Origin of the sequence: Bifidobacterium sp. H6bp9 (assembly GCF_032193695.1) — a bacterium.
Taxonomy (GTDB): Bacteria; Actinomycetota; Actinomycetes; order Actinomycetales; family Bifidobacteriaceae; genus Bombiscardovia; species Bombiscardovia kimbladii.
Map to the genome: position 1 here is coordinate 62,448 of NZ_JASTZY010000001.1, position 12,383 is coordinate 74,830.

Sequence of the window (12,383 nt, forward strand, 5' to 3'; positions counted from 1 at the left end):
ATGCTCCTGCTTTTGCTGCGCGACACTGTCACCTATGCGAAGGGGTCATAACCGGAGTCTCGGTTGCGGATGTATTCCATTTGCCTACTGGCCCTGTCCGCCGCCTCGGGCCCGCATGTGTCCTCCACAAAGGCCAGTGCCATGTCAATACCGGCCGAGATGCCCGAAGAGGTACGAAACTTGCCATCGACCACCCAGCGGGCATCCTTGACCCAGTCCACGCGCTCCCCCGTGCCGACGACCCAGTCAAAGGCCAAGTCATTGGAGGTCGCACGCCGACCGTCGAGCACACCGGCGGCAGCCAAGAGAGCCGAGCCTGTGCAGACCGTCATTACCTGCGGCGACTGGGCGGCCAGGCTTGCCAACTGCCTAATCCATCGGTCGTTTCCAACCAGAGTTCGCGTGCCGGACCCGCCGGGTATCAGCAAAACTCCCTTGGGATCGATCGCTTCGAGTCCTAGAGCTTCGACCCTGACGCCGCCCTCCCCGACTTTCACTCCAGGACCGTCCAAGGAGAAAAGCCGCACCCGGGCGCCATCAGTGTTGATGAAAACCTCAAAGGGGCCGAAAACATCCAAGGGTTCAAACCCGTCGAATACGACAATATCGATATCCAAGCCCATCTGAATGACCCCCTGCTTAAATCTCAGGCGCTGACACCATCCCCGCCTGAGCCGCCGCCACCCGTCGAGGGCGACGGCATCATCTGTTGGTAGAAGTCGTTCAGGGAGACCCCGTTGACCAGAAGCCAGATCCAAGCCAAGGTGAAGAGCAGGTTGATGATCAGGGCAGCCATGGCCAACCCGTAGCCCTTCATATGCAGTCGGCGGGTCCGATACATGGAAACGCCGCCGAGCAAAGCGGGAATCACAGGCATGGGCAGGAAGAGGGCCATGAGGAAAGCGATGATGGCGCAGGGATCCCAGTGGCCGTAGACCGGATTTTGGGAGGGGTCGTTCAGATCGGGCATGCCCTGGGGAGGCCAGACCGGAGCGCCGGGACGGGCCTGAGGGTTCCCAGGATTCCCAGGATTTCCGCCGCGACCGGGACCCGGCTGCCCTGCCATGGGCATAGGCCGGTTGGCGGGGTTGCCCTGGGACGAATCCGATTCCTTGGTCTTGGATTCAGGGTCTGGGCGACCGTATATGTACGGATTCCATCCTGGATAACGATCGGCGCGTGCGCCGTACAAGGGCTGATCGCTCCCATCATGATCCTGGCGGTCGGGTCCACCGGCTGTGCCCTGTTCTTGAGAATCCGTCATGTCCCTCGGTCCCCTTGATGCCCGGTCAGGCACGCAGCACGGCGCCCAGACCTGCAGTCTTGTCGACGATGGCCTGGCGCAGGGATTCGCTGTCCTCGGACGTCAAGGTACGGTCCGGGGCGCGGAAGGTGACTGCGAAGGCCAGCGATTTTGCATGCTCACCGATCTGATCGCCAGTGAAAACGTCGAACAGCTCGATGGATTCAAGACTAGACCCAGCCGCTTCTCTGATGGCGGAAGTCAGGTCGGCGGCCGAAACCGTTTCCGGCACGGTGAAGGCCAGATCCTGACGGACCGGCGGGAAGGTCGAGACCGGCTTGGCCTGCAGGGGCATGTAGTCCAGGTGGTCCAGCACCATGTCCAGACTCAGCTCGAAGGCGGCCGAGTGGGCGGGGAAGCCCAGAGCCTGATCAACCCGAGGATGCAGCTCGCCCACCATGCCGACAAGCGTGCCGTCATCCAGGACCAGCCTGGCGGTACGGCCCGGATGCCACTGGTCGGGCACCTGCTCGGCCGGGGGCTGCTCCAGCCGATAGTGTGCTCCCAGCCTGTCCAGAACACGACGAGCCGACTCGACTGCATCAGTCCAGTCCACATCCCTGCTGTCCTTAAGCCAGCCATCCTCCTGAGCACGGCCGGTCAGCAGGGCCGCCACATGCAGCCGTTGCTCCGGCAGACCCTGGTCCAGGCGGGCCAGATCCTCGTCGCTGGGCCGCAAGCCGCCCGGAAGGGTCGGCACCGCAGGGGCCTTGGGATCGCGACGGAAGACGTAGCCGATCTCGAAGAGACGCACATCCGTGTTGCCACGTCGCAGGTTGCGCTCCACGGTGTTGGCCAGCGGCAGCAGCAGGCTCTGCCTTAGATAGGGCCTGTCAGCGGCCATGGGGTTGGCCAGCTCCACACTGTTGACATGGACCTCGTCAGGATCCATGCCGAAGGCCTTGAAATCAATGTCGCCGACGAACGGGTAGTCCAGAACCTCGGTCAGCCCATACTCGGCCAGGGTGTCAGCCACCCAACGGCGGCGCTGTTGGCGATCGGTCAGACCAACCGCATCTGACACCTTGGGCGATGGCACGGTGACAGGGATGCGGTCATAGCCCACCAGGCGGGCCACCTCCTCGACCAGGTCGCAGCCCTCGCCCAGATCGGGCCTCCAGGTTGGCGGGGTCACCGACAGCCGGTCTTGAGGATCACCCTGGACCGTGCAGCCGATGTCACGCAGAATGGCGGTGATGCGCTGGGGCTCCACCTCCAGTCCGGTCAGACGTGCCACCTCGCTGACGGCAAAGTCGATGACCGGCATGGGCTTGGTCTGGTTCAAATCCAACGGAGCATCCAGGTCCTGGCCACCGGCAAGGCGATGCAACAGATCGGCGGCCATGGCTGCGGCGGCCGGTTGCATCTGCGGATCCACCCCACGCTCAAAGCGCTTGGAGGCCTCCGAGGGCAGCTTGTGACGACGGGCGGTCCGTGCGATGGTCACCTGGTCGAAGTGGGCGGACTCGATCAGGATGTTCTTCGTCTGATTGGTCACCTCTCCATACAGGCCGCCCATAACCCCGGCCAGACCCAGGATTCGGGAACCCTCATGCCCCTCAGGCGAGTCGGTGATGAGCAGATCTTCGGTGCTGAGCTCGCGATCCTTGCCATCAAGGGTGGTCAGGTGCTCGCCCTGCCTGGCCCTGCGTACGACGATGGGACCGCTGAGCTTGTCCAGATCGTAGGCGTGCAGGGGCTGGCCCAGGTCCAGCATGACGTAGTTGGTGATGTCCACCGGCAGGCTGATGGAGCGCATGCCGGCCCGAACCAGCCGACGACGCATCCAGCTGGGAGTGGCGGCTTTGGGGTCGCACCCGGTCAGGGCCCGCAGGTAGTAGCGGTCGCATCCGGGCTGACCATGAATGGGATTGTCGTCCTCAACATGCACGGCCAGCGGAGCCTGATCCTCCTGCGTTGCGGAGGCTGGCACGGTCTTGTTCAGCTCAATCACCGGATCCGTGTACTCAGCGCCCGTGGAGTGGTGATATTCGCGGGCAACCCCCCTGTAGGAGAAGGCGTAGCCACGGTCGGGGGTGATGTTGATTTCAAGCACGGGCCTATTCATATGCAGGAGGCTCATGGCATCGTCACCGGGCTTGAGCTGTTCGTACTGCTCGGGGGTGAACCCGTAGTTGCGCAGCAGGATGATGCCCTGATGGTCCGAGCCCAGTCCCAGCTCACGCTCGGAGGCGCACATGCCGTCCGAGATGTGACCATAGGTCTTGCGCGGCTCGATGCGGAAGTCCCCAGGCAGGACGGCCCCCGGCAGGGTCACCACCACTTTCTCGCCCGCAGCCATGTTGGGGGCCCCGCAGACGATGCCCCGGGGCACCTTGCGGCCCTGGTCGTCCACAGCGTTGTACTGCTCGCCCACATCCACATGGCACCAGTTGATGGTCTTGCCGTTCTTCTGGGGCTCGGGCTCGGCATCCACCACATAGCCGACCACAATAGGGCCGGTCACCGTGGACTGGTGGATGTCTTCTTCCTCCAGACCGACCCGGACCAGGTCCTTGGCCAGCTGTTCATAGGTCAGATCCTCGGGGACCTGCACATGCTCCTTGAGCCAGTCGATATCTACCATTGGCATCTGACGGTCACTCCCCCATCTCGAACTGCTGGCTGAACCGCACGTCGCCTTCGACCAGGTCGTGCATGTCATTGATGTCGTGGCGCAGGAGCAGGGTGCGCTCCATGCCCACGCCGAAGGCGAAGCCTGAGTAGCGCTGCGGGTCCACGCCGGCCGACCTCAGAACATTGGGGTTGACCATGCCGCAGCCTCCCCATTCGATCCATCCGGGGCCGCCCTTCTTGTCGGGGAACCAGAGGTCCATCTCGGCGCTGGGCTCGGTGAAGGGGAAGTATGAGGGCCTCAGTCTGGTCCGGGCCTCGGGGCCGAACATGGCCACGGCGAGCTTGTCCAGGGTGCCCTTGAGGTCGGCCATGGTCAGGTGCTCATCGACGGCAATGGCCTCGCACTGGTGAAAGACCGGGGTGTGGGTTGCATCCAGTTCGTCGGTGCGGAAGACCCTGCCCGTGCAGGCCACGTAGAGCGGTACGCCACGGGTTATCAGGGAACGGGCCTGGTCGGGCGAGGTATGGGTGCGCATGACCATGTTGGAGCCGGCGAAACCGGCGGCATCCCTGGCCTGGCTGCCCTTGACGTAGAAGGTGTCCTGCATCTGGCGGGCAGGATGGTCAGGGCCGAAATTGAGCGCATCGAAGTTGTACCACTCGGCTTCCAGCTCGGGACCCTGGGCGATGCTCCAACCCATGGAGACGAAGAAGTCCTCCACGTCCTCCATGAGTTTGGACAGCGGGTGGCGGGCGCCCTGGGGACGGCGGTTGACCGGCAGGGTCATATCCACCTGCTCGGCGGCCAGGCGGCGGGACTCCTCCTCCTGGCGCAGCTGCCGCTCCTTGAGCCCGTAGGCACGGCCAAAGTCAGCCTTGAGCTTGCCTGCCAGACGCCCCGCGGTCTTCTTCTGATCCGCTGGCAGCTTTCCGATGATCCGGCCGGATCCGGCCAGGGCGGAACCTGTCCCCGCATACTTGGCCTTGATCGCCTTGAGCTCTTCCAGATCGGAGGCTTCGCGAATCCTGCCGATGCCCTCGTTGACCTCGTCAGTCATCGCCGCGGGGTCGAATTCTTCCTGTGCCACCATGGACCTTTCCACTGTTGCCAATGCCATGTCCGGGCCGCAAATCAGCGGAAATCCCGGTCGTTGACGCCTTCACATTCTTTCAATACGACTCGACATGGCCATGGCGTAGAGCAGCACCGCCGCCGAGGTAGCCAGATTGAGCGATTCAGCCCGCCCGTATATGGGTATGCGAACGATCTGATCCATGGACTCCAGCAGCTCATTGGGCAGCCCACGTGCCTCATTGCCGAAAAGCAGGGCCATGGGTTGACCCGACGAGTCTGGCTTGGCCAGGGTACCGCTCGTCATCAAATCAGTCAGGGAGCGGACGGGTTTGTCCGGCGTGCCATAGACATCCGCAGCCACCAGGGCCCGGCCCTGCCGTCTGCACAGGGCCAGGAAGTCCTCAGTGCCCATGGTCGCCAGGGGTATGTGAAAGGCCGAGCCAGCCGTAGAGCGAATGACCTTGGGATTGGTCGGTTCCACGCACTGATCCACCAGGATGACTGCCCGGCAGCCCGCAGCATCGGCCGTGCGCATGACGGTTCCGGCATTGCCTGGATCACGGATCTGCCAGAAGGCTGCCACCAGGTCGGGCCCCTCCCCCGTCTGGCTCCGGGGATCGTCAAGGTCCGTCGCTTGGGCCAAAAATCCATCAGTCCGCGCCTGGGCCAGGATCCCCTGCGCATTGCCGCTGATGGCATGCATGACCCTGGCGGAGACGAAGTGCCCATAGCAGTCAGGCAGCTCCCGGGCCTGCTCCATGATGGCGCCTGCGGTCTCGTTGAGCGGCCGCGGATGACCGCCCTTATCTACAGAAGAGGACTCATCCGCCTGAACATAGAGGTCAGTCAGCAGATCGGGACGCCAGCGGACCGCCTCGCGCACGCTCTGCGGACCCTCTATCAGGAAGCGGCCATGACGCTGCCGGGCCCGCCGATCCTGCAATTCAGCCAGACGGCGAATTCGTTGGGCACGGGGATTGTCAAGAAGGGAGTCATCAAAGGGCATGGGCACAACTCTAGCCCCGGCAGTCGAAAGCACGGCTGACGGACCTTGATGAGCCCGCATCTGTGGGAAAGTTCACTGAAAGAAAGGCCTGCGCCCCTTGTGCTCCTCGGACAAGGGGCTAGGGTTAAAGAACCGGTCGGGTCGACCACGTCCGTTGTTGGTCTGGCGCAGACCGACCATCACTCGTCTGGCTTGGCCAGAATCATTGTGAGGAGACGATATGCCCGTATACACACTTCCCGATCTGCCCTACGACTACTCGGCGCTGGAGCCGTACGTGTCCGGCAAGATCATGGAGCTGCACCATGACAAGCACCATCAGGCTTATGTGAACGGTGCCAACAAGGCCCTGGAGCAGATCCACGACGCGGCCGAGTCCGGCAACGTGGCTCAGTCCAACCTGCTGGAGAAGAACCTGGCCTTCAACCTGGCCGGGCACAAGAACCACTCCATCTTCTGGAAGAACATGGCCCCGGCCATCGGCCAGGAGCCCACTGGCGAGCTCAAGGCCGCCATCGAGGACCAGTTCGGGTCCTTCCAGGGCTTCCAGACCTACTTCGAGTCCATGTGCGCAGGCATCCAGGGCTCCGGCTGGGCCGTCCTTGCCTGGGATACCCTGGGCGAGCGCCTGGTCACCCTGCAGATGTACGACCACCAGGGCAACCTGCCCGTCACCATCTTCCCGCTGGTCCTGCTGGACCTCTGGGAGCACGCCTACTACCTGGAGTACCTGAACGACCGGGCCAGCTACGTCAAGGCCTGGTGGCACATCGTCAACTGGGAGGATGCCTCCAAGCGCTTCGACGAGGTGCGCAACATCAACACCACTCTGGCCAGGTAAAAGACCAGCGCTTCCAACCACAGGCGGACCCCGGTCTTTTCCCCTCTCTGCGGGAGGCGGAAAGGACCGGGGTTCCTCTATATCCGGAGCCTGTGGAAAACCCGTGCGATCAGTTGCCGAAGAAGGCGATGGAGCCGGTCAGGGCAGCCAGGGTCAGGGAGATTGCGGGCACAGCCAGGCATATGAGCAGGAAACCGGCGTCACGTGGTCTGATCTGGGAAACCCTGGCATGGGTGCGCGGTGTGCTGCCGCCGAAACCCCTGGCCTCCATGGCCGTAGCCAAGGTCGTCGAACGCCTGATGGACAGGACCAGCAGGGCGAAGGCCTGGGGCATAAAGGCCTTGAAACGGTTCTCATCGCCCAGCCCGCGACTGCGGCGCGAGGCGGTCAGGGCCGACCAGTCATCCTTGAGAACGGTGAAGAGCCGCATGCCGGCCAGCCCGCCGTAGACGAAGCGATCAGGCAGGTGGAGCACCTGGCTGAAGGCATCGGCCAGATCGGTGGCGTCTATTCCCAGCACGGTTATGATGGCGGGAATCCCGATGGCCAGGATTCGCAGCGCGGTGGCCAGGGCCAGATCCAACGACCGCTGGGTGATGTGGATCATGCCCCACTGCCAGAAGGTGGCGCCGCCGCTCTTGCCGTAGAGGATGATCGCCAGGGCCGAGCCGGGCGCTCCCAGGAAGATGGGCCAGGTGGATCTGACGACCCGCAGGGGTGTGAAGCCTGCCGCGCCCAGCATCAGGAACTCCAGGATCAGTGCCGTCGTGGCCGAGACCGGGTCCAGGCTGATCAGCAGGGGCAGAGCCGCCAGGAAAGCCCCGATCAGACGGAAGGCCGGATTGATGGAGGCTATGTATGGCGACCGGCTGGCCGGCTTGACCGGCTCGTCCCGCTGATCCATGGGCGTGACAGTCAGTCTGGCCGCAACAGTCTTCTGACGGGCCTGCAAATCTGACTCTGATACAGGCCAGACGGCCTTCTGGGCTCCCGGAGGCGTCATCTCCACCAGACGGGCATCCAGGGCCTGGACCAGCTCCCGGTCGTGGGTGACCAGGATAATGCAGGCTCCCTGGTCGCGCAGGTCTGCAATCAGCTGGGCCATGCTGACCCAGGTGTTCCTGTCCTGACCGAAGGTAGGCTCGTCAAGAATCAGCATCTGAGGTGCGGCGGCCAGGGCCGAGGCCACGGTGAGCCGCCGCTTCTCACCGCCCGAGAGCGTGTAAGGGTTGGCATGCGCGTACTGCCTCAGCCTGAAACGGTCCAGCAGCTCCAGGGCGCGAGCCTGGGCCCGGTCCTCGCTCATACCAGTGCGGATTGGAGCCAACTTGACCTCATCCAAGACCGTGCCCCGGGCGAACTGATGCTCGGGATTCTGAAAGACATAGGCGATGCGCGCCGCCAGCTGGGATGAGGTCCATCGGATGGGCTCGGGCTCGGCAGGCGTCTGCCCCTGGGATTCCCGGAGCAGGCGGTCCTGGGCAAGAACCGAACCGGCCACTGGCTCCAGTAGACCGGCCAGGGTCATGGCCAGCGTGGACTTGCCGGCTCCGTTGGCTCCGACCAAGGCGGTGATCTGACCGGCCCTGAATTCCAAATCGATATGCTCGGCCACTGCCTTGCCCTGACGGCCCACCGCCAGATCCTGAGCGGCCAGCAGGACGGGATGATCATCCCGGCCGGGATCGGATTGCCCGGACCTGACCCTGGACCCTCCAAGCTCAGGGAGCGAATCCCTGGCGCTCCTATAAGCTTCGGGAACCCAGATGCCCAGTGAGGCCAGGTCCAATCCCGGATCAGTGAATACCTCCTGGGGGCTGCCGTCGGCCATGACCACCGTCTTGCGATAGGTCGCAGCGCCCGATCCGCCGGTGCTGTCTTCAACCTCGCCCAGCCCAAGCACGATGACCCGGTCGATCATATCCATCCATGGACCTGCCCGGTGCTCGACCAGAATCATGGTCGAGCCTTGCCGGTCCAGGACCTTCCTGACGGCGCCGACAATCTGGTCGACGCCGACCGGATCCAGATTAGCCGTGGGCTCATCCAGCAGGAGCAGCCCAGGCTGCATGGCCAGGGCGCCGGCCAGGGCCAGACGCTGCATCTGCCCTCCGCTCAGATGCATGGTGGACCGGGTCAGCTGCAGGTCAGCCAAACCCACCTCGGCCATGGCCCTCTGCACCCGTGGCCAGATTTCCTCTCGGGGCAGCCCCATGTTCTCGGGCCCGAAGGCCACATTGTCACCAAGCCGCTGAAAGATGGCCTGGGCATCCGGATCCTGCAGGACCAGCCCCACACGCCCCCGGCTGGAGACGGCGGGATTGCCGTCAATCAGGACCTGGCCCTGGGTCACCCCGCCTTCGTCATCCTCGACCTGATCCTGACCGCTCTGCGGGGCATGATCGCCCAGAAGCCCAGCCACACCCTCGAGGATGGTCGATTTGCCAATGCCGGAGGCTCCCAGCAGCAGCACCCGCTGACCTGCAGGAATGCTCAGGGAGAGGTCCTTGACGGCGAAGTGGTTCCGATAGGCATGCCGATAACCCCAACCGCGCAGCTCCAAGGCTGCGGGTCGGTAGGGGTTGTCCTGGATGCTCCGGTCCACGCCCAGACCTCTACTTCCCGGCCGTATGAATATCGCGGCCGGAGGCGAAGCGGTCCAGAGCCCCGGTGGCGGCAATGGCCTTGTAGAGGTACCAGACCAGCACTCCAGCGATCAGAGCGCCCGAGATCAGGGTGGCTATCAGATAGATCACCCCATAGGGGCCGGTCAGGTTGATGGCCTGCAGGTGCGTGCAGAAGGAGTACAGCCAGCAGCCGAAACCAGCGGCAGCGCCTGACAGTGCCACCGTGGACATGTTCCAACGCCGGTAACGCAGCAGCATGAAGACCAGTTCGGCCATGAAGCCCTGAAGCAGACCAATCAGTATGGTCTCCACAGGCACCCATTGGCTGCCCAGCAGCGACTCCAGGATGGCTGCGACCAGCTCGGCATAGACGGCCGCCCCCGGCTTGCGCACGATGACCGATGCCAGAGGCCCGGCAAACAGGTAAAGACCGTTGAGAATGCCCCCCAGACCGGGCACGACCCCGTCCAGGAATGACCAGGGAATGGTGGTCACCATGGCGACCACCCAGTAGATGACTGCGGAGGCCACCCCGATGACCGAGGCTACGGCGATATCCACCACCCTCCACCGTCGGGAGGGGGTCCTGACCTGGGAGGGAGTCCGCTCAGACTCCGGCTCCGATCCGGAAGCAGTGTTGTTGATGAAATGACCATCGGTCATGATCTTGTGCCTTTCCTCGGGGCGCTCCCTGTGAGCGCCATCCCGTTCAGGCACGGGTCCAGTGACATCCGTGCGCCGGCATTACCCGGTAAACGTTCGTCCGGTTGAGGCTGAGCCTCCTCTCAGCCGCACGCCCATAGGCATACGGCCCCCGTGTCACTTGCCATCTTAGAACATACGGTGGTCAAGGGAATCCAGCAGCAGGGCCTCGGTGATGATGTTGTCGACCAGCCCCTGCAGGGAGATGGACTCGTTCGGGCTGTGGGCGTTGGACTGGGGATCCTCTGGGCCGGTCACCAGGACCTGGGCCTCAGGGAAGAGCCGCTTGAGTTCGGGGATGAAGGGGATGGATCCGCCCTCGCCCTTGTTGACCGGGTCCCGTCCGAAGGCCTGCCGCATGGCCTCCTCGGTCTGCCGGACCACCGGGCTGTCGGCATCCATGGCCCATCCCATGCCCATGTCGCCGGGCGTGACCTCCACCCTGGCCCCCTGAGGAGCATGGGCGATCAAAAAATCAGCCAAGGCCTGCGCGGCCTGCTCAGGGCGCTGGGTGGGCGCAGTGCGCAGGGAAATGCGGAAGCGGGTCGTGTCAGCCAGCACGTTGAAGGAGCCCTCCACCGGGTGGGCATCGAAGCCGATCACCGCCGCTGCAGGCTTGGTCCAGAGCCGGGAGGCCAGGGATTCGGTTCCGGCCAGCCGATAGGAGTCCACCACGCCGGCATCCGCACGCAGCTGGGCCTGGTCCAGGTCACGCTGCAGGCCGCCTATGGGCTGTCCGCCCTCCAGGCCGGGCACCGCCAGCTGACCCTGGTCGTCATACATGGAGGCGATCAGCATGGCGGCCAGGGTGTTGGCATCCAGGATGGGCCCGCCGAACTGCCCGGAGTGAACCGGGTGCTCAAGGACTGTGACCGTGACATCCAGGTCCGCATTCCCTCGCAGGGAGGTGGTCAGGCTGGGGGTGTCCGCCGACCAGTTGCCCGAGTCGGCCACGATGATCAGATCCGAGGCGAAATCGTCCCGATGAGCCTGGAGGAAGGGGATGAAGCTGCGCGAGCCCATCTCCTCCTCACCCTCGATGAAGACCTTGACGTTGACGCGCAGATCCTTTCCCAGGGCGTGCAGGGCACCCGAGTGGATGGCGATGCCGCCGCCGTCGTCGGCCGATCCGCGTCCGTAGAGCCGTCCCTCCTTTTCCACGCCGGCAAAGGGGTCAGTGGACCACTGGGAGGGATCGGGCACCGGCTGCACATCGTGATGAGCGTAGAGCAGGACGGTCGGGGCCTTGTCATCCACCTGCCGGGATCCGATCACCTCGAAGGCGCCCGGGGTCCCGTCAGGATTGGTCGCCTGGACCACCCGGGCATCTACACCCACCTGCCGCAGTTGCCCGGCCACATAGTCGGCCGATCGCCGCATGTGATCCCCGGTGATCCCCTTGGCCGAAACCGAAGCCAGGGCGATCTTGTCCTTGAGCAGATCGACGATCCGGCTCCTATCGTCCTGCACACGTGTGCGGATCGTCTCCAGGCCCAGCTCCGCCATCGTTACCTCCTGTGATTGCTTGCGAATCAATGCTTGCGAGTCTAGGCGTCACCGTAACCTGTTCGCATGACATGGAACCCCTTCTCACGCAAGGATCGACGGGACAAAGAGGCGGAGGCGGACCAGACGGCCTCCACTGAAGAAGCACGAGGCAAGGGACGCCCCACACCCAAGCGCAAGCAGGCTGAGGCCCGGAACCTGCGCCCGCTGGTCCCCAAGGACCGCAAGGCCTCTCGCAAGGCCGCCAAGGCCCGGATCCGAGCCCGTGAGGATGCCCAGTACGAGGCCATGAGAACCGGCGACCTCGACCATATGCCCAAGTCGGAGCGTCTGCCCTGGCGGATCTACATCCGCAACTATGTGGATGCCCGCTTCAATCTGCTGGAATGGATATTCCCGGCCATCATCCTTATGTTCGTCGCCACCCTGATGGGCATGTTCGTGGGCCCTCAGCACTATGCAACCTTCACCATGGTGGTGACCGTCCTGCTCTATGGCTACCTGATCATTGCCCTGATCGATACCTGGCTGATGTGGCGCAAGCTCAAGCGCCTGCTGATCGACAAGTTCGGCGAGCGCTCGGTGGCCAAAGGTTCGCGTTCGGCCTCCTACGCCTGGCAACGGGCCATGATGGTCCGGCGGTGGCGGGTTCCCAAGCCCAATCAGAGCAAGCGCGGGCACTGGCCCGACTGACAGCCGATTATCCTGACATACCGAACGATGGACTGGTAGCGCCGCCCGGTGCC

General features: G+C 64.0%; 10 protein-coding genes, 2 pseudogenes and 1 riboswitch. Of the genes and pseudogenes, 2 read left to right on the forward strand and 10 right to left on the reverse strand.

All coding sequences use genetic code 11. The features are described from left to right. Nucleotides 1-32: 32 nt before the first annotated feature. The 5 genes from QRX40_RS00225 to QRX40_RS00245 all read right to left on the reverse strand — a co-directional run bounded on the left by QRX40_RS00225 (nt 33) and on the right by QRX40_RS00245 (nt 5,961). The gene (locus QRX40_RS00225; protein ID WP_313835483.1) at nt 33-623 is read right to left on the reverse strand and encodes a DJ-1/PfpI family protein; all 591 of its coding nucleotides are present in this window, start codon (nt 621-623) and stop codon (nt 33-35) included. A 23-nt stretch (nt 624-646) separates the two neighbouring features. Then, nucleotides 647-1,264: a DUF4190 domain-containing protein gene (locus QRX40_RS00230; protein WP_313835484.1), complete on the reverse strand. Its 618-nt coding sequence runs from the start codon at nt 1,262-1,264 to the stop codon at nt 647-649. Nucleotides 1,265-1,289: 25 nt separating this feature from the next. Further along, nucleotides 1,290-3,896 carry a phenylalanine--tRNA ligase subunit beta gene (pheT, locus tag QRX40_RS00235; protein ID WP_313835486.1) on the reverse strand — a complete coding sequence of 869 codons (2,607 nt, stop codon included), beginning with the start codon at nt 3,894-3,896 and terminating at the stop codon, nt 1,290-1,292. Between the two features lie 7 nt (nt 3,897-3,903). Further along, nucleotides 3,904-4,971: a phenylalanine--tRNA ligase subunit alpha gene (gene pheS, locus QRX40_RS00240; RefSeq protein WP_313835488.1), complete on the reverse strand. Its 1,068-nt coding sequence runs from the start codon at nt 4,969-4,971 to the stop codon at nt 3,904-3,906. A gap of 69 nt (nt 4,972-5,040) precedes the next feature. Further along, nucleotides 5,041-5,961 carry an RNA methyltransferase gene (locus QRX40_RS00245; RefSeq protein ID WP_313835490.1) on the reverse strand — a complete coding sequence of 307 codons (921 nt, stop codon included), beginning with the start codon at nt 5,959-5,961 and terminating at the stop codon, nt 5,041-5,043. A gap of 220 nt (nt 5,962-6,181) precedes the next feature. On the opposite strand from QRX40_RS00245, the gene QRX40_RS00250 reads away from it, so the two are divergent. After that, on the forward strand, nt 6,182-6,802 hold the full coding sequence (locus QRX40_RS00250) for a superoxide dismutase (protein ID WP_015022073.1): 621 nt from the start codon (nt 6,182-6,184) through the stop codon (nt 6,800-6,802). A 109-nt stretch (nt 6,803-6,911) separates the two neighbouring features. Here the strand turns inward: QRX40_RS00250 and QRX40_RS08705 are convergent, their stop codons facing one another. From QRX40_RS08705 to QRX40_RS00265, 5 genes and pseudogenes are all read right to left on the reverse strand, one after another. Then, the gene (locus QRX40_RS08705) at nt 6,912-7,961 is read right to left on the reverse strand and encodes a CbiQ family ECF transporter T component (protein ID WP_396184237.1); all 1,050 of its coding nucleotides are present in this window, start codon (nt 7,959-7,961) and stop codon (nt 6,912-6,914) included. 36 nt (nt 7,962-7,997) lie between these two features. Then, nucleotides 7,998-8,390: pseudogene (locus QRX40_RS08710) on the reverse strand (ATP-binding cassette domain-containing protein); the annotation flags it as partial. Between the two features lie 456 nt (nt 8,391-8,846). Next, a pseudogene (locus QRX40_RS08715) lies at nt 8,847-9,407 on the reverse strand (energy-coupling factor ABC transporter ATP-binding protein); the annotation flags it as partial. Between the two features lie 10 nt (nt 9,408-9,417). Further along, a complete protein-coding gene (locus QRX40_RS00260) occupies nt 9,418-10,092 on the reverse strand; it encodes an ECF transporter S component (RefSeq protein WP_313835502.1) in 675 nt (224 codons plus the stop codon). Between the two features lie 49 nt (nt 10,093-10,141). Beyond that, nucleotides 10,142-10,257: riboswitch (TPP riboswitch) on the reverse strand. 3 nt (nt 10,258-10,260) lie between these two features. After that, the gene (locus QRX40_RS00265; RefSeq protein WP_313835504.1) at nt 10,261-11,637 is read right to left on the reverse strand and encodes a dipeptidase; all 1,377 of its coding nucleotides are present in this window, start codon (nt 11,635-11,637) and stop codon (nt 10,261-10,263) included. Nucleotides 11,638-11,703: 66 nt separating this feature from the next. On the opposite strand from QRX40_RS00265, the gene QRX40_RS00270 reads away from it, so the two are divergent. Beyond that, complete coding sequence (locus QRX40_RS00270; protein ID WP_306221041.1) at nt 11,704-12,330, forward strand: DUF3043 domain-containing protein; 627 nt, start codon at nt 11,704-11,706, stop codon at nt 12,328-12,330. Nucleotides 12,331-12,383: the final 53 nt, after the last annotated feature.